Here is a 15706-nt window from a genome sequence, read left to right as displayed (position 1 = left end):
TGCTTAATTGCTGAGGATTCCTTTTTTTGCCTTTCAGCAAGCCCTAACTAAGCACAAAAATCTCGTTGTATTAGCCTTAAAACTAAAGTGGTGTTCTACCTGTAGCTAATCGATGGAGTAAACTAATTATCTTGCCGACAATGGGCAATTTCAGTAAGCGGTGGCGTAGTTGCATGGTCGTAGAATTGAAAAGAGCGACCATTTCAGCTTGTAAACGTTGGCGTTCGGCTTCTAATTGATGTGTCTGAAGTTGGAGTTGCTCAAACTCTGTTTGTAATTTTGTCTGTTCACTCTGTTGATGTGCATATTCAGTCTGCAAGTGACTCAACTGTTCTTGTTGGCGAGTATATTCAGTCTGCAAGTGACTCAACTGTTCTTGTTGATGTGTATATTCAGTCTGCAAACGACTAAACTCTACCTGTTGGCGTGCATATTCAATCTGCAAATGACTCAACTTAGCTTGCAGTACTTCATATTCACCATAGCGAGGAATCCATCTATGTAAATAGGCCGAGACTGCTTTAGCTTCAGCTTTGACATCTATGGGTTGAGTTTGATAGTTAGCGATCGCTTCTCGATACAAGGCGACAATTTCATTCACTGTACCATCAAGTCCGGCCGTTTCTCGAATCCGTCGAGAAACTTCAGCCGCATCATCAGGATCATATCGGCCAATTTCTCTCACTAATAAATCTGGAGATATCACTTCTTGGAGTGTGCGAATACCAAAATTAAACCGCCGCAATTGACTCAATTCAGCAGTTGTCACCATTGAACCCGCACCCCGAAAATCGCACAAAATCACCGCACAACCAACAGCCATTGCCTCTAACGCACACCTAGCTTTTGCAAATACTAAGTCATAATCACCCAAAATTTTTTCTGGATGGGTGGAAATATTGCCAACACTCGCTCCCACCACATCTAAAGCTATACCTGTACGCGCACAAGCAGCTTGCACGGCTCGTAAGTATGTGTGTTCACTAGCTTGGTTACTAAATACTAAAGCCCGTTGGGGGGATTTTGGCAGGGCAGAACGGGGACGAAATTTATCTAAATCAACAGAATTATAAATGACTCTCACACGGTCTTCGGAAATTCCATGTCTGAGAATTAGGCGATCGCGACAGGTATAATCAACACCAACATAATATTGAATGCGTGGTAATAATGGTGGATGATCGTGCCATGCTAGCCAATCATGACAAAAAAATATTCCTGGTACTTCTGGAAAATGCAGCATAGCTGTCATTGTACCTGGATGATGATGTCCATGAATAATGTCTGGAACTGCGCCGATTGCATCTAGGTTGTCTACCACAGGAACTGTCGCCACACGCAACTCCTCAACTATAGAATCTGATTGCGTCGATGCACCCAGCTGAGTACAGTAAACAATTGGCGTGTGGCCTTGCTTCAGTAATTTGATGGCTAAATCTTTAACATAAGTCTCTGTTCCAGAGCGTCCAGCTAGGGTAATGTTAGTAATTAAAACTCGCAAACCACCCATCAGATCAAACCTTCAATGTAATTCCACAGTGCTTGTGCCAGTGGATAGACGTGTTCATCGTAACGCAGCACTTGCTGATATAAGCCAGCAACAACTTTCTTTTCTCCGTACTGTTCATAAAAAGGTGTGTCTGCCATCTGAGCATCATTTTTACCACGAATCTGAATTTGCCGAAAACATTCATTGCGGAATACTTCTAGGCCAAACACTTGAATTGCCGCATTAACTTCCTCAGCCATTTCATCATATCCTTGGGCTGTGGCTAATTTTCTCGCTAATCCAGCATCATCTAATTTTAAACAAACTACCTGCTCGGATAATTGTGGAGCAAAATCATCCGGTTTTCGATTCAGCCAGAAATCGAAATTGGCAATTTTTTGGCCTCTTTTTTCTAAAATTTCTACAGCAGCATTAATTATAATTCGACACACATCATGAACTGGATTATAGCCTTCAACCGCATCCCCAACCACCAACTCTACCTGTGCTTGGCTAAGTATATCAACTAATTCTTCAGTCAGTTTAATAAATAAATTAAAGTCATGATTCAGAATCGCTTGATAAATTTCCCTGTCTGAAAATCGACCATAAATATTACTGGGTTTGGCATTAATTTTGTTGAGAATTTTTGTAGTTGAATTCAGCCTTGGCTCTTGAGAAGATCCAGACCCATCCGTCAAAATAAATACCATTGGACAAGCCAATTCTAGCCAGCCGTGAACTCTAATTTCATGTCCAGGATGAGCAATAATCAGAGCAGCATTAGCGGTGGTGAGAGCATTTGAATGTATCATTTATCAACGCAATGTAAATTCTTATTAACGGTAACTAAAGATTGATCGATTATTTATAAATTATCATCTACCCTAAAAGTAATATGTAAGAATTCAGCACCCACGAGTCAGAAGTCAGAATTAATTAGGGTGTAGGAATATTAGCTTACTCATCAAAGTATAAGAATTGAACTATTCTGACTTCTGTATTCTGACTCCTGAATCTTTACAGTAATATTTGATTGTTTGCAAAAACTTTTCACCTATTATCTATAGTAAATTAGATTACCATAGTCTGAGAGGACGTTGGAAAAGTCTGTTTCTTTGTCATGTTGAATGCAGCGTAGCGGAATGAAACATCTCGGTATGTGCCACAAAACCTAGATTCTTCCTGACGCTCCGCGTCAGGAAGAATGACATTTTTATACCTACTGAAACTTTTCCAACACCCTCTTAATAAAATCTTTGATCATCTGGACTGGAAATCAAATCAATTACGATCAAAATTCCTGAAGGTTGTAATTTTATCTGAGGACAAACCCACTTTATTAGAAGTGTAGAAGATTGTTTAAACAGTCGGCATCAGGAGATAGCCTAATCATATGGCAGCCAATTATCAAATAAAAATTATCGCTTTATGGATAGTATTTCTTTTAGGCATACTGTTTCATACTCAACTGGGTTTGATGCCACTTTTTCATGGTTTAAGTGTAACTGAATCTCAAAAAGCGACATCAATGAATGACATATCAACAATTATGTGGTTGATGTTAGGCTTTTTTGTCTTACCGATGTTAGCAATTATTGCTACTGTCTTCACCGATAGCAAACGCTATAGAGTCTGGCATTTTGGTTTAACTGTGATTTACAGCATTTTAAATTTTGTGCATATGTTGTTAGATTTACTACTGCCACAAGTGGTTTGGTATCAAATTGCTTTGATGTTACTGCTATTCCTCGTTGGTTTGTTATTAAACTTTGTTGCTTACCAATGGATGAAAGCACCATCATCCCATCATAAATCCCCAGACAGATTAACAGCTTCTCATCCGTAATAGGTATCCCAGGAGATCATATTTCCACTTTGTTAATGAGAATCTGTCTATAATCACTTTTTTTTATCGAATTGAAAAATAAAAACATTTGCTTCTATCGTTGAGAGTTCTTACATTAATACTCAGTCGGCTAGTAAGAAGTTGAGTGTTAAGCTTGGCTAAACTTAATAGCCTTGGGTGTGAATTTCCCATATTAAACCTGTGGAACTCTCTAACAAGTCTGAATACGCACTCCTAGCCCTGTTAGAATTGGCAGCCCGTTACACCAGTGGCGAGTCTCTGCAAATTAGACAGATGTCAGTGCTACAAGATATACCTAATCGATATTTAGAACAGTTACTAGCAACTTTGAGACGAGGAGGTTTAATCAAAAGCATTCGCGGTGCTAGAGGTGGCTACGTTTTGGCAAGAGATCCTCGAACCATTACCCTTTTAGATGCAGTCAGTTGCATGGAAGGGTTAGAGGCCATTGCACCAGAGGTAGATACCAATACCACGCACCTAGAATCTCAGTTAATTCAAGAAGTTTGGCACGAAGCTTGTCAAGCAGCAAATGCCGTTTTGCAAAAATATACTCTCCAAGACCTTTGCGATCGCCGTACAGCTCATGGTAATAAAGACCTAATGTACTATATCTAGACAGAAACGGAGATAAAAACTCAGAACTAACAACTAACGATTGATACCAAGAGCGAGTAAATATTCCATTAGTCAGACGTATCTATCACTGATATTTTTTACAGTGAGTTTGAGAAATTGAGTAATTACTGAATGCAAATTAGGCAAAATTTTGCTGTTAGATGATGTCATTTTTCCCTGTCATTTGTCTCAGCAAAATTACAGTCTGTTTTGTGCTGCTGTTTTGTAATCAACAAAACTCCGCTTCTGTTAATTGATCGTTATAGATTAGGAGATTGATCAATGAAAAAATTGTTGTGGTTTTTAACCGTGAGCTTGGCGATCGCCTCTAGTCTACCAGCCATAGCTCAACAAACACCAGATACTCAAGTACCCGTAACTCCCACCCCAGAAACTCCCGCACCAGTTACCCCCATCCCAGAAACTCCCGCACCAGTAACTCCTGCCCCAGTTACTCCTACACCACAAGCTCAAAATAACTTTGGTGCGCCTCGCATTAGCGCTACAAGTGCAGAACGTAATGCCAACTACATTACCTTATACACAGGTAGTCAGCCTTTATCCTACGTCACAATTTTGCCCCCAGACTATATAAATATTGGCGAAAAGATTGAAGTTAGCGATCAATCTGGTCAAAAAATTGATGCGAACGTTACTAAAGAAGGCGAGAAAGTTAAAATTAGCTTCACTCAACCAGTACAGCCAGGAAGCACACTCAACATTGCCCTGATGGATTTGGCTTTCGGCCCTCCCATCCCTTCTAAGAGTACGTTTAACTACGAATTAGCTGGCGGATATACTAGCTATAAGCAAGATATTCCCTACGGTTTAGCTCAGTTTCAAGTGTATTAAGGGATTGGGGATTGGGGATTGGTCATTAGTCATTAGTCATTAGTCATTGGTCATTGCTTTCTTAATTTTGAATTTTGCGGAAAGTTGCGTGCGGAGAGAACTTGCGTGCGGGGGTTTCCCCCGTTGAGCAAACTTTCCAAGAGGAATTTTGAATTGGTATTACCCAATCCCCATCACCCATTCCTATAGTGATACCATGCGTACCATTTCTTAGCACTACGCACGGCAAACCACAGCATAACTAAAGCAATTAATCCTCCTTGCCAAGGTGCATCAAAGGCAAAAAGTACTAAAGCTATGCACAAAGTATCTTGGAGAAACACTGCCCAAAGTGGCAACCCACGCAAACGGTAAAACCAGCCAACTTGAACTAACTGGAGTACTAAAGCAAATGAACCGCTAACCAACGCAATTAGCCAATGGGGTGTGTCTGTAGCCGAAGCCACAGCTAATCCCATGATTGCCCCGACAACAGGAGATAATAATAACTGGATAAGTTGTAAAACTCTTTGCCCCCATAATTTTTTAGAAACAAATAGTTCAACTAATGACCAACACACCAGACAACCTAACAAGACTGGTGACGAAATACGAGATAGAATTGGTACTTGCGACCAAAAACTACTGCCTTGCAACAGTCCAATAATGAGCAATGGTAAACCTATTCTGATTCCTGCTGCTGCGGAAGCAGAAAGCGTTGCTAGGATTTCAATCATTAAAGCAGTTAAGAGTTAATAGATAAGTAAGTATTTATTATTGAGACTACCCAAGTTTGCAAACAATTCCAGCATTAAGAGAAAAATTGGCAATAAATGGTATTTTTTGTACGTAAGTCTTATTTAAAGTAAAACCTATGAAGGTTTATGAAATTACCAGTGGAACAGGGATTGATGCTCTCACATTAACTGATCGCCCAGAACCAAAACTAGGCTTGGGGCAAGTTTTAGTCAAAGTTCGGGCTACATCTTTGAACTACCGTGATTTACTGGTTGTTGAGGGTGCTTACGGTTCTGGACAGAAATACCCCATAATTCCTCTGTCTGATGGTGCTGGAGATGTAGTGGCTGTGGGAGAAGGTGTTACGCAAGTGAAAATAGGCGATCGCGTCGCTGGTAGTTTTTTTCAAGACTGGATTTCTGGTATCTTAACTAGGGAAAAAATGAAATCTGCTCTTGGTGGTGCAATTGATGGGATGTTAGCTGAGTATGTTGTTCTTCACCAAGATGGGTTAGTGGTGTTACCTGATCATCTTGGTTACTCAGCTGGTGCAACTTTACCTTGTGCGGCTGTTACTGCTTGGCATAGTCTGGTAACTAAAGGAAATATTGCTGCTGGTGACACTGTGTTATTGCTGGGTACTGGTGGTGTTTCCATTTTTGCGCTGCAATTTGCCAAAATCTATGGTGCTAGGGTGATTATCACTTCTGGTAGTGATGCTAAATTAGCACAAGCCAAACAGCTGGGTGCAGATGAGACGATTAACTATAAAACAACCCCAGATTGGGAAAAGAAAGTCTATGAATTAACTAACCGTACTGGCGCAGATCATGTGATCGAAGTAGGTGGTACGGGTACTCTCTCAAAGTCACTGCAAGCAGTGCGTATTGGCGGACGTGTCAGCTTAATCGGTGTACTATCGGGTACAGGCAATGCCATTGATCCTATGCCAATACTGTACAAGAGTTTAACCGTGCAAGGGATTTATGTGGGGAGTCGGGAAATGTTTGTGGCGATGAATCAGGCGATCGCTCAACATCAACTCCAATCTATTATTGATAGAATCTTCCCATTTGCAGAAGCACAAGCAGCTTATCATTACCTCAAAAGTGCGGCTCACTTCGGTAAAGTTGTGATTGAGTTGGAGTAATTAGTTGTTACTATTGTATTCTTTCTCTAATTCCTGTAGCACTTTCAGATATAGTCCCTCAACTCTCTGGGTTTGCACATCGCCAATGGAAGCATAATGAGTCAAACCAGGAGCGCCGTTGATTTCAATAATGACATAATCAACCATTGGTCTAGTAATATCTTGAGTCATCAAATCTAACCCCATTAATCTTAAACCCATATCTTTGGTGACATTTAAAGCTAATTTCTGAAAATCTGGATGGATGCTTTCTGTAACGTCTACTGCTTCACCACCACTAGATAAATTAGCATTGTCTAAAAGATAGATAATCTTGCCATGAGGAACAATACTCTGAAAATTCAGCTTTTGTTTTTTTAGTTTGCGTTGAATCCGAAAGTCATCAAGATTTACAATTATTTTTCTCATATTTTTGAGAAAAAATTCTTGTTTTTGTTGCACTAACTCCAAAACACTCGATTTACCATCACCAATTACCGACAAAGGTATTCTTTGATATGCGGCAACTACTTCGTCATCTATCACCACAATTCTATAGTCTTTACCAGTATAGAATCTTTCAACAATTAGCCCTGAATTTATTCTGAATATTTTTCTAGCTACCTGATAATATTCTGTTTTATGATGAATTTTGGTAACTAGTCTACCTTGACTGAGATTAATAGGTTTAATAATTACCGGAAAGCCTAATTCCTTAGCATACTCAAATCCAGCATCAATATCTCTAGCATTATCGAGTTTTTTACATAATCTATGACTAAAAAATGTTTGCCCTTCCGTCACTTTGTAGCCAAAATGTTTGAGGAAAAATTTGGAATAGCCTTTATCTTTAGCTATTTCTGCCGAACCAAAACCATTAATATTTAGCTTTGCTGTACTAAAAAATGCTGTTTTACCATTTTTAAAAGTAATATGACCTACTAATTCATATTCTGGATCTACAACAACAACTGCACCTATTTGAGGCGCTATTTTCTGAATTATTGATGTTACTAATGACATTGCTATGATGCAGATTGTATAATTTGATGCAGAAATTGTATCGAACCTCTAAACATTGGTCAAGCTTAAAAAAACTTGCTCATTGTCATATCCAATTTTTCTGGAGATTACTTATTAAAATTTTGATTAAAATTAGCAAATTTTCCGGATTGCTCGAAATTGGATTTGGCGTATAATCGCACACATGGATTACCTTCATTTATCAATGTGGGATTGTTAGTGATTGTTTACTAAAAATCGGCAAATAGCATCATATACATTTTTTGATAATTCAGCATTTTTGATGATATTTCCACAAAGAAGAGTGTTATATAATACATAACTAAACATTAAACTACTAATACTAAGTGGAAGTTTGTTAACTTATACAAAAAGCACAATAAGATTAGTGAACGAAACATGAGTCTACTGTGATTTTTTCCTTTTTCTAGTGGTAATTTCCGGTTATCAGGTTCATCGCCAACTAAAATTTATAACTGATTCAGTACAACATATATTACTCAGTGTTGACAATTTTTAAATAATCGAATAACAAGGTGGCAGATCATAAAAAAGGAGTTAGTGAATATCTCACTAGAAATTCACTAACATCCTTACTGAAACTTAATACGGTTAACATAATCATGCCACAAAATACTGAATACAAAGCAACAGACTCGGAAGCATTGCCAAACGCCTATAAGCAGCGTTTAAATTCTTGGGCGATCGCACGTTTACTTCCTGATGCCAATAGAGAGATTATCGCTCGTTTTCGCAGTCGTTCTGATGCAGATGGTTACATACAGCATCTACGCCAAGTCATCCCCAATGCTTCGTTCATGATTGTTTTCGACTGTCAGCGTGAAGAAGCTGCAATTTAAAGTTTTATAGCTGAGGGTATAGGGGTATGCGCGAGAAAGGGTGTAGGAGAAAGTAGTTCGGGTGAACTAATGAGTGTTTGGTATTTATCCCCTAACCCCAAAGCTATGGAGAGCATAGGCAATAGCAAAAAAGAGGTATTGTAATGGGTTTTTTGTGTGCCTGTCTAGATGACGCTAGTAAAAACTCAATATGAGTCATCCAAGCGAGCAACGCTATATGTAAAAACGGTAAATATACGATATTTTTTATCTATAAAAAAAACTTTTAAGTAATTACACTATCTTGGATTGAGATTTTATTTTGTTACTTTACATGATTAATCAAGTAGAGCAATAAAAAATGAATAGTGTTGAAACAATAGTCAATTATTTTGACCATACTTTACCAATTTATCGAAAATACTGGTACAGAAATTCAGAAAGTTATGCTCTGCATTATGGCTTTTGGGAAAAAGATACTCAAAATTTTAGTGAGTCACTAGTTAATACGAATAAATTCTTGGCTGATAAATTAAACATCAAAGCGAGTGACACCATTCTTGATGCTGGTTGTGGAGTCGGAGGTAGTACAATTTGGCTAGCTAAGACTTTTCAAGCTAAAGTTATTGGCATTACAATTAGTGAAAAACAAGTCGAAGAGGCGAAAAAGCTGGCGAAAGCTAACCATGTTGAGCATCTTGTAGATTTTCAAGTGCAAAATTATTTAAATACTAACTTTTTAGATGAATCATTTGATGTTGTTTGGGCAATAGAAAGTGTCTGTTATGCAGAGCAAAAGCAAGACTTTCTTCAAGAAGCATTTAGATTACTTAAACATGGTGGGAGATTAGGCATTGCTGATGGCTTTCAAGGTAGAGATTTTCAGCATACCGATGAAGTCGAAATGATGAATGTGTTTAATGAAGGTTTAGCGATTCCTAATATTGCTAAAATCAGCGACTTTAAAGATTACCTGAACGATATTGGTTTTAAAAATGTGGAGCTTTGGGATAAAACCCAAGCAGTCTTACACTCTGCTAGAAGGATATATCTGCTTTGTAGTTTTATCTATCCACTCAGACGAATCTTGAAAATTTTTAAACCCCATTCACGCACTTTAGCAATTTTAGAGAAAAATAATTGTGCCGGAATTGTCCAATATAAGTTAGTTAAATCTGGCTTAGGAGCCTACGCCGTATTCTCTGGAGAAAAACCTTAGCCCACCAATGCACTGTACTCAACTTAGCCGTTAGCTGGCTTAGTTCTTGGTTGGGGCAGCAGCTTGAAGTTATTCGCAGGGCAATCACAATCAAAATTACTTGGGGTAGTAGCTGTAACGACAATTTGTAACTACAATTGATTATTGTAGCTTGGCAACGATTAGACGCAATGAGTGATGAGGATATTGACTTATCAGACTGTCCAGAGATTACACCAGAAATGTTTGCTAAGGCAGTAGTGCGACGAGGTTTACCTGCCACAAAAGCCAAGGCTCAAGTTACACTCCGCATTGATAGCGATGTATTGGAGTGGTTTAAGTCTCAAGGGCGAGGTTATCAGACACAGATCAATCAATTGCTGCGAGCGTACATGGAAGCCCATCAATAACAGACAGGTTGAGATTGCCTATGAGAAGGAAGATTGAAGCGGCATAACAACCCCAATGCACCTGACTGTACTCATAATTCTTCTCTACCATACCATGAAGACGCTATCCAACACTTCGTTGGTGGGGACGGAACAGAGGCGATCAGTAGGAGTTCGAGGTTATCTGTCGCCGCACAACTTCACCGTTAGCTGGCTTCGTTTGTAGGTGGTGATGGCATCAGTTAAAATTTGGGTATTAAGCTCACTTGCAGCCATTCTAGCTATGCTCAGTACAACAGTGACCAATACCGGACAAATTACCCTGCCTGACGAAATTCGGCAGCATCTCAAGCTAGTGAGCGGCAGCCGAATCGAATTTGTGATCGACGAAGACGGTCAAGTCAAGCTCTTTCCCCTCAACGTTGCTGTAGAAGTTTTATCCGGCATCCTCTATCGCCCTGGCATTCAACGAGCGTCCCTTGAGGATATGGAAACAGCCATCTCTGAGGGTGCGAATGATTGGACTTGATACCAATATCCTCGTTCGATATCTCACCAGAGATGATGAATAGCAATGGCAGCAGACTGTTACGATCATTCAGCAGAATCAGCCTTGCTTTATCACCAATATCGTTCTGTGTGAGTTGGTTTGGGTGCTTAGGGGAGCAAACTACGGCTTTCGCAAGGACGAGATTATCAATGTTCTAGAGGCTATGTTGCATAGTGCAGCCTTTGAATTTGAAAACCGATCGACGGTTGACCAAGCCCTACGGCGATACAAGCAGGGCAAGGCTGATTTTTCTGATTATCTGATTGGGGCAGTATCTCAACAGGCAGGTTGCACAGAAACAATAAGCTTCGATGGCAAATTGAGAGGTGAACAGGAATTTCAGTGCCTAGAGTAGCATCGCCAGCTAACACTGCGTGGCAGAGGACGGATGAAAGCTGCTGATGTGGTTCTCAAGATTGTCTGCGGCCACTGCACTTCACCATTAGACCGCTTCGTTGGCAATAATAGGATGGGTGCTAGTCATGATACACATAAATGAAGTAGAGACGTTGCAATGCAACGTCTCTACTTGCTATTGTTGCCAAAGCTTTAAATTTTTGCCTTTCTCCCACCTTTTAAATAGGGCATTACAGTAATCAATAGCATTTCCGCCTCCCCAAAAGGGATATACGTCGTATAATCCGACGAAATTAAAATTATAGTCTGCTAGTATCTCACTAATTGTAGAAAAATGCGTGTGCTGATGGTCTTGCTGACGAAAAGTAACTTCTATGAAAATGTAGAAAATTTTTTCAGCGCGTAAAGTTGCTTCTGCACCTCTTAAAACTTGACACTCATAACCTTCTGTATCTATTTTCAATAGGTCAATCTGTTCAATGTGATTATTTTCTTCCAGAAACCGATCTAATGTCTTGATATGCACAGTCTCCAGAGATTGTTCGGCTGGAGAATTCACCTGACTAACATTAGCAATTGAGTTAGAACCTGATGTCCCTTGTACTAACATCTGCTCCTGCTTGTTTTCTTCTCCCAGGGCTAAATTGAAACAAGACACATTAGGAGTAACACCAACATTTGCTTTTAAGGCTTCAAAGGTTTGACTAACTGGTTCAAAAGAGAAAATCTTAGCTTCCGGAAATTGTCTACGATATTTCAGGGTTGTTTGCCCTTTATTAGCCCCGACATCAAAAATAGTCTTTATCGTCAAATCAGGTGATATTCTAGCAATATCTTCCTGGAGAACACATCCATAGGGCATTTTCTTTGTTTGATAGAGAGTGTATCCAGAAGCATTCAAAATTTTTTTAATCTGTTGTTTGAGCATAAGTCATCCTCTAATTAGCTTGAGTGGCTACTGTTAATACTTGCGGTGGTGTCGCATCTGGGGGATAGAGAAAGTCTACTTCTACTAGTCGGCGATCGCCTGTTTTCAGGTTTAATGTAGCTAGGGGTTCTCCTGGTTGTCCTCTCCTCTGGACTAAATGAATAAATCGAGTTTGGGATTTACCTTGCTCATCTCGGTAACGTACCCGGACAGTCCCCCGGAAGAAGACTTGACGTGCTGGTGTGGTGAAAAAGCGTAACCCTGGTTGCGTTAATTGATCTTCTTTGATGGGAGTTTGCACAGATACACTCACCGTTTGAGATTGAGGACTACTGTTATATAAAGGTAATTTCAAACTATATTGAATCCCATAATTACCATGAGCGCGATAAGCAGTGTCAGGATAGCGCACCAATAGACGCGCACTCTGAATTTGCCCTGTTCCTAGTGTTCCCCCATGCAAGGTACTTAAAGCGTAGGAAAAAGCCTGTCCTGGCTGGGGGATTGTTAAAAATTTAGCTTTGGGGTTATCGACGATGAAAGCACGCCATTGTGCGCCATCTCCCACACCTGCAACTCGTCCATAAACTCTGGGTTTACCTGTTTCTTCTAAGGGAGTGGGTGTTTTATCTCGTGGACTAGACACATCACCGTTATCTAGTAAATTTTGCCACTCTGCTAGGGTAGGCGCACGTTCACTACCATCGGGATTAGTTCGCGCAAACAATGCCAAACTAGCTACATAGACTGTGCCATTACTCTGCAACCGTACCAAAGTTGAGCGCCCATTTAAAGGTGGTGTCAATCCTTTTACAGGAATGGGTTGATTCAAGAGCATTTGACTCTGCCCTGGAGGAATGACAATTTGGGCAGGAAATATATTTTGTCGTCGTCCTCTTAAGATATCAGACATGACGCGATCGCCTGGCCCCGCAAATACATTACCCAAATTATTTTGACTAAAAGCAGGTAATTCAATAAATGGTGCATCCGGTTGACTTAAGTAACTTGCACCTTGCAACACATTGACTCTCACTGGTTGAGAAGTTGGATTATGCAACAGTATTCCCAAATACAATGAGCGTAAATTTTCTGGTGGTTCTGCTTTGGCAACATGATGCGCAAACACATCAAATCGTCCGCGAAAGGGAAAATTCAAATGGGCTGAAGGTACTTTTTTCCCGGCTGCGGGAAAGGTGGAAAGTAAAATTCCCTCGTTTAATACTAATTCTGGACTATTACTATTAAATGTCGGAATAGAATCCAATCGCCCTGGTAATGGACGTACTTGTTGCGGTTGCACAACTTCTGCTGGTGGTGGTGCAGGGGGAGTGGTTTGAGCAAGAAGGAAACTGAGTAATAAATTCAACATACAGGGGATTGGAGATTGGCTATAACGGACAAGGGGAAAATTAGGGTTACTCGAAATTTTTGCAGTAGAGACGTAACACTGCTACGTCTCTACTATATTTCTCCGATTCCCGACGCTAACGACTTTACAAGAGTGCCAAATTGTTAATAATTAATAAGAAATCATGCAAAATCTCCATCAAATTTTCTTGATTCAAGATCGGCACATGAATAAAGATACATCGGGTTGATAGTTGATTTTGCCCTAAGTATTCCAGTACAGAATAATAAAGACCTTCGCAAACAAATTTACCGCAGTCGTTACTAATCTCAGTTGCCGTTGCTCCTATCAGTAATTGTGCTACATCAATTGTGGTGTGTAAAAGGCTTTCCCCACGGCTGGCACAGACTTCTACACTTAATTTTTTTCGACTTGCTGCCATGCCACAACAGATAATGTGATCGGGGTAATTTTCCTCTATTTTTGCCATCACCAGAGAACTGGCAAGCTTTGTATCAACAGGTAACAGGCGTAAAAAATGTAAATTAAATGGTAGCGAGTCAAGTTTAGTTACTTCAAGTAATAAATCATCAGAGGAATTTGACTCTTGATCTTCTAACCAAGTGTCAAAAGAAGTTAATAGAATGCTTTTCTTCATGGAAAATATTATTTAGAATAGAAAAACCCTCCACAAATAATTTACTAGGAGAAAGGTCAATGCCGATTATTGCGGTTGTAGATTACGAGATGGGAAATTTGCATTCAGTTTGCAAAGGATTAGAAAAAGCTGGAGCTACCCCTAAAGTTACTCATTCGCATAAGGAATTAGCCCAAGCAGATGCAGTGCTACTGCCAGGAGTGGGGGCATTTGATCCGGCAGTGCAAAGTTTGCGATCGCGTGATTTAGAACAGCCGATAAAAGATACAATCGCATCTGGTAAACCCTTCTTAGGTATCTGTTTAGGGCTGCAAATTTTATTTGAATATAGTGCCGAAGGTACTCAACCAGGACTAGGAATTGTCAAAGGAAAAGTGCGACGGTTTATTCCCGAACCAGGAATTACCATCCCGCACATGGGTTGGAATCAGCTGGAACTAACTCAGGAAAAAAGTATTTTGTGGGAGCATTTGCCACCCCAACCTTGGGTATATTTTGTCCATTCTTACTATGTTGACCCAGTTGAGGCACAAATCAAGGCGGCAACTGTTACCCACGGTACGCAAACTATCACAGCTGCCATTGCTCATGAAAACCTCATGGCAGTACAATTTCACCCAGAAAAATCATCAAACATCGGCTTGCAAATTCTGTCTAATTTTGTCTCCCAAGTACGGGAAAAAATTGCGGCATAATTATTTAGTTGTCAGTTGTTAGTTGTCAGTTGACTATAAACTAATGACCATTGACTAATGACTATTAACTAATGAGTCTGAGAATTTACGGTAATCGCCAGATTAAAACCTTACCAGGGCAAGATACCCGCCCCACTAGTGCGCGGGTGAGGGAAGCAGTTTTTAATATTTGGCAGGGAGAAATAGCCGGTTGTCGTTGGTTAGATTTGTGCGCCGGTAATGGTTCAATGGGAGCAGAGGCTTTGTGTCGAGGAGCTAGCTTGGTAGTGGGAGTCGAAAAATCAAGCCGAGCCTGTGCCATCATTCAAGAAAATTGGCAGCGTCTAGGGAATACAGAACAGAAATGGCAAGTCCTGCGAGGAGATATCCTCCAGCAGCTAAAAAACCTATCAGGGCAGCAATTTGACAAAATTTATTTAGATCCACCCTATGCCAGTGGATTATATCAGCCGGTGTTAGAAGCGATCGCTCATGCTCAATTATTAGATCAAAATGGAGCGATCGCCATCGAACATCATCCCCAAGGATGGATAGATATAGTAATTCCCCATTGGGAAATCTATCGTCAAAAAGTCTATGGAAATACCGCATTGACTTTTTATAGAGAGTGTGCTGAGTGAGGGAGTGCTGAGTGGGGAGTAAATAATCCAGGTGAAGGATATGATGTCATGAGTCTAGACAGTTTAGATTATTCAAGACTCACTACTCATTACTCAGCACTCACTACTCACTACTCAGCACTCACAAATCAACCCCCCAATTCATTGGGGCGCTTGTATTGCTTATAGGCGGCATAAAACAGCCCAGCTAGAGTAACGACAATCAAACCAAGAACAATGCCTGAAAGTAGGGGTTCAACCACTTTAAAATCTCCTGTTTACGATTATTCATCATTTATTTCCCACATTTGATTTTACCAAATTAGGGATGAATCCCGCTTCCCACAATATTTTTAGACAACTTCACTCCAGAACAAAACTGTCTTTTGCGCTTGCAGACATCATCAAGAACTTTTAAGCTATGTGTAACTAAAGTATAATGCT

General features: G+C 40.0%; 19 protein-coding genes. 11 read left to right on the top strand and 8 right to left on the bottom strand.

Annotated elements, in window-relative coordinates; translation table 11 throughout:
* Positions 1 to 82: 82 nt before the first annotated feature.
* Together FD725_RS26780 and FD725_RS26775 are read right to left on the bottom strand one after the other, a co-directional pair.
* Positions 83 to 1510 carry a glycosyltransferase gene (locus FD725_RS26780; protein ID WP_179050931.1) on the bottom strand — a complete coding sequence of 476 codons (1428 nt, stop codon included), beginning with the start codon at positions 1508 to 1510 and terminating at the stop codon, positions 83 to 85.
* The gene (locus tag FD725_RS26775) at positions 1510 to 2304 is read right to left on the bottom strand and encodes a hypothetical protein (protein ID WP_179050930.1); all 795 of its coding nucleotides are present in this window, start codon (positions 2302 to 2304) and stop codon (positions 1510 to 1512) included. The genes FD725_RS26780 and FD725_RS26775 overlap by 1 nt, the downstream gene beginning before the upstream one ends.
* Before the next feature lie 581 nt (positions 2305 to 2885).
* On the opposite strand from FD725_RS26775, the gene FD725_RS26770 reads away from it, so the two are divergent.
* The 3 genes from FD725_RS26770 (at position 2886) to FD725_RS26760 (ending at position 4829) form a co-directional block, all read left to right on the top strand.
* A complete protein-coding gene (locus FD725_RS26770; RefSeq protein WP_179050929.1) occupies positions 2886 to 3338 on the top strand; it encodes a hypothetical protein in 453 nt (150 codons plus the stop codon).
* Positions 3339 to 3539: 201 nt separating this feature from the next.
* A complete protein-coding gene (locus FD725_RS26765) occupies positions 3540 to 3977 on the top strand; it encodes an Rrf2 family transcriptional regulator (RefSeq protein ID WP_179050928.1) in 438 nt (145 codons plus the stop codon).
* Between the two features lie 282 nt (positions 3978 to 4259).
* Positions 4260 to 4829: a DUF2808 domain-containing protein gene (locus tag FD725_RS26760; RefSeq protein WP_179050927.1), complete on the top strand. Its 570-nt coding sequence runs from the start codon at positions 4260 to 4262 to the stop codon at positions 4827 to 4829.
* A gap of 173 nt (positions 4830 to 5002) precedes the next feature.
* Here the strand turns inward: FD725_RS26760 and FD725_RS26755 are convergent, their stop codons facing one another.
* Positions 5003 to 5545 (bottom strand): DUF4126 domain-containing protein, encoded by a 543-nt coding sequence (locus tag FD725_RS26755; protein ID WP_179050926.1) that lies wholly within the window; start codon positions 5543 to 5545, stop codon positions 5003 to 5005.
* Positions 5546 to 5682: 137 nt separating this feature from the next.
* Here FD725_RS26755 and FD725_RS26750 point away from each other — a divergent pair, with 137 nt between their 5' ends.
* Positions 5683 to 6696: an NAD(P)-dependent alcohol dehydrogenase gene (locus FD725_RS26750; protein ID WP_179050925.1), complete on the top strand. Its 1014-nt coding sequence runs from the start codon at positions 5683 to 5685 to the stop codon at positions 6694 to 6696.
* Here FD725_RS26750 and FD725_RS26745 read toward each other — a convergent pair whose 3' ends face one another.
* Positions 6697 to 7698, bottom strand: coding sequence for a cyanophycin synthetase (locus FD725_RS26745; RefSeq protein WP_179050924.1), 1002 nt, complete (start codon positions 7696 to 7698; stop codon positions 6697 to 6699).
* Positions 7699 to 8321: 623 nt separating this feature from the next.
* On the opposite strand from FD725_RS26745, the gene FD725_RS26740 reads away from it, so the two are divergent.
* From FD725_RS26740 to FD725_RS26720, 5 genes are all read left to right on the top strand, one after another.
* Positions 8322 to 8558 carry a hypothetical protein gene (locus FD725_RS26740; protein ID WP_179050923.1) on the top strand — a complete coding sequence of 79 codons (237 nt, stop codon included), beginning with the start codon at positions 8322 to 8324 and terminating at the stop codon, positions 8556 to 8558.
* Between the two features lie 340 nt (positions 8559 to 8898).
* On the top strand, positions 8899 to 9756 hold the full coding sequence (locus FD725_RS26735) for a cyclopropane-fatty-acyl-phospholipid synthase family protein (RefSeq protein ID WP_179050922.1): 858 nt from the start codon (positions 8899 to 8901) through the stop codon (positions 9754 to 9756).
* A 137-nt stretch (positions 9757 to 9893) separates the two neighbouring features.
* Complete coding sequence (locus tag FD725_RS26730; RefSeq protein ID WP_256871775.1) at positions 9894 to 10145, top strand: BrnA antitoxin family protein; 252 nt, start codon at positions 9894 to 9896, stop codon at positions 10143 to 10145.
* Between the two features lie 211 nt (positions 10146 to 10356).
* On the top strand, positions 10357 to 10653 hold the full coding sequence (locus FD725_RS26725) for an AbrB/MazE/SpoVT family DNA-binding domain-containing protein (protein ID WP_306296885.1): 297 nt from the start codon (positions 10357 to 10359) through the stop codon (positions 10651 to 10653).
* Between the two features lie 124 nt (positions 10654 to 10777).
* A complete protein-coding gene (locus FD725_RS26720; protein WP_372726695.1) occupies positions 10778 to 11029 on the top strand; it encodes a PIN domain-containing protein in 252 nt (83 codons plus the stop codon).
* A 177-nt stretch (positions 11030 to 11206) separates the two neighbouring features.
* On the opposite strand, the gene FD725_RS26715 is transcribed toward FD725_RS26720, so the two are convergent.
* The 3 genes from FD725_RS26715 to FD725_RS26705 form a co-directional block, all read right to left on the bottom strand.
* Entirely contained in the window at positions 11207 to 11959 is a 753-nt protein-coding gene (locus FD725_RS26715; protein WP_179050921.1) for an FkbM family methyltransferase, read from the bottom strand.
* Positions 11960 to 11969: 10 nt separating this feature from the next.
* Positions 11970 to 13331 (bottom strand): DUF3370 domain-containing protein, encoded by a 1362-nt coding sequence (locus FD725_RS26710; protein ID WP_179050920.1) that lies wholly within the window; start codon positions 13329 to 13331, stop codon positions 11970 to 11972.
* 124 nt (positions 13332 to 13455) lie between these two features.
* Positions 13456 to 13968 carry a peptidase C15 gene (locus tag FD725_RS26705; RefSeq protein ID WP_179050919.1) on the bottom strand — a complete coding sequence of 171 codons (513 nt, stop codon included), beginning with the start codon at positions 13966 to 13968 and terminating at the stop codon, positions 13456 to 13458.
* 59 nt (positions 13969 to 14027) lie between these two features.
* Between FD725_RS26705 and hisH the strand changes: the two genes are divergently transcribed.
* Both hisH and rsmD read left to right on the top strand, forming a co-directional pair.
* Positions 14028 to 14663, top strand: a complete 636-nt coding sequence (gene hisH, locus FD725_RS26700) for an imidazole glycerol phosphate synthase subunit HisH (protein ID WP_179050918.1) — start codon at positions 14028 to 14030, stop codon at positions 14661 to 14663.
* A 71-nt stretch (positions 14664 to 14734) separates the two neighbouring features.
* Complete coding sequence (gene rsmD / locus FD725_RS26695) at positions 14735 to 15283, top strand: 16S rRNA (guanine(966)-N(2))-methyltransferase RsmD (protein ID WP_179050917.1); 549 nt, start codon at positions 14735 to 14737, stop codon at positions 15281 to 15283.
* 128 nt (positions 15284 to 15411) lie between these two features.
* Here rsmD and petG read toward each other — a convergent pair whose 3' ends face one another.
* Complete coding sequence (petG, locus tag FD725_RS26690) at positions 15412 to 15525, bottom strand: cytochrome b6-f complex subunit V (RefSeq protein ID WP_010995538.1); 114 nt, start codon at positions 15523 to 15525, stop codon at positions 15412 to 15414.
* Positions 15526 to 15706: the final 181 nt, after the last annotated feature.

It is taken from the genome of Nostoc sp. TCL26-01, from assembly GCF_013393945.1.
Lineage (GTDB): Bacteria > Cyanobacteriota > Cyanobacteriia > Cyanobacteriales > Nostocaceae > Trichormus.
Note: the sequence above shows the minus strand (reverse complement) of the source record. Positions and strands in the feature narration are given on the sequence as shown.

What these genes read in the sequence shown, in the direction of transcription:
- FD725_RS26780 (WP_179050931.1), bottom strand. Translation starts at nt 1,510, where the DNA reads ATGGGTGGTTTGCGAGTTTTAATTACTAACATTACCCTAGCTGGACGC.
- FD725_RS26705 (WP_179050919.1), bottom strand. Translation starts at nt 13,968, where the DNA reads ATGAAGAAAAGCATTCTATTAACTTCTTTTGACACTTGGTTAGAAGAT.
- FD725_RS26750 (WP_179050925.1), top strand. Translation starts at nt 5,683, where the DNA reads ATGAAGGTTTATGAAATTACCAGTGGAACAGGGATTGATGCTCTCACA.
- FD725_RS26725 (WP_306296885.1), top strand. Translation starts at nt 10,357, where the DNA reads ATGGCATCAGTTAAAATTTGGGTATTAAGCTCACTTGCAGCCATTCTA.
- FD725_RS26740 (WP_179050923.1), top strand. Translation starts at nt 8,322, where the DNA reads ATGCCACAAAATACTGAATACAAAGCAACAGACTCGGAAGCATTGCCA.
- FD725_RS26760 (WP_179050927.1), top strand. Translation starts at nt 4,260, where the DNA reads ATGAAAAAATTGTTGTGGTTTTTAACCGTGAGCTTGGCGATCGCCTCT.
- rsmD (WP_179050917.1), top strand. Translation starts at nt 14,735, where the DNA reads ATGAGTCTGAGAATTTACGGTAATCGCCAGATTAAAACCTTACCAGGG.
- FD725_RS26745 (WP_179050924.1), bottom strand. Translation starts at nt 7,698, where the DNA reads ATGTCATTAGTAACATCAATAATTCAGAAAATAGCGCCTCAAATAGGT.
- FD725_RS26755 (WP_179050926.1), bottom strand. Translation starts at nt 5,545, where the DNA reads ATGATTGAAATCCTAGCAACGCTTTCTGCTTCCGCAGCAGCAGGAATC.
- FD725_RS26715 (WP_179050921.1), bottom strand. Translation starts at nt 11,959, where the DNA reads ATGCTCAAACAACAGATTAAAAAAATTTTGAATGCTTCTGGATACACT.
- FD725_RS26775 (WP_179050930.1), bottom strand. Translation starts at nt 2,304, where the DNA reads ATGATACATTCAAATGCTCTCACCACCGCTAATGCTGCTCTGATTATT.
- FD725_RS26770 (WP_179050929.1), top strand. Translation starts at nt 2,886, where the DNA reads ATGGCAGCCAATTATCAAATAAAAATTATCGCTTTATGGATAGTATTT.
- FD725_RS26735 (WP_179050922.1), top strand. Translation starts at nt 8,899, where the DNA reads ATGAATAGTGTTGAAACAATAGTCAATTATTTTGACCATACTTTACCA.
- FD725_RS26710 (WP_179050920.1), bottom strand. Translation starts at nt 13,331, where the DNA reads ATGTTGAATTTATTACTCAGTTTCCTTCTTGCTCAAACCACTCCCCCT.
- hisH (WP_179050918.1), top strand. Translation starts at nt 14,028, where the DNA reads ATGCCGATTATTGCGGTTGTAGATTACGAGATGGGAAATTTGCATTCA.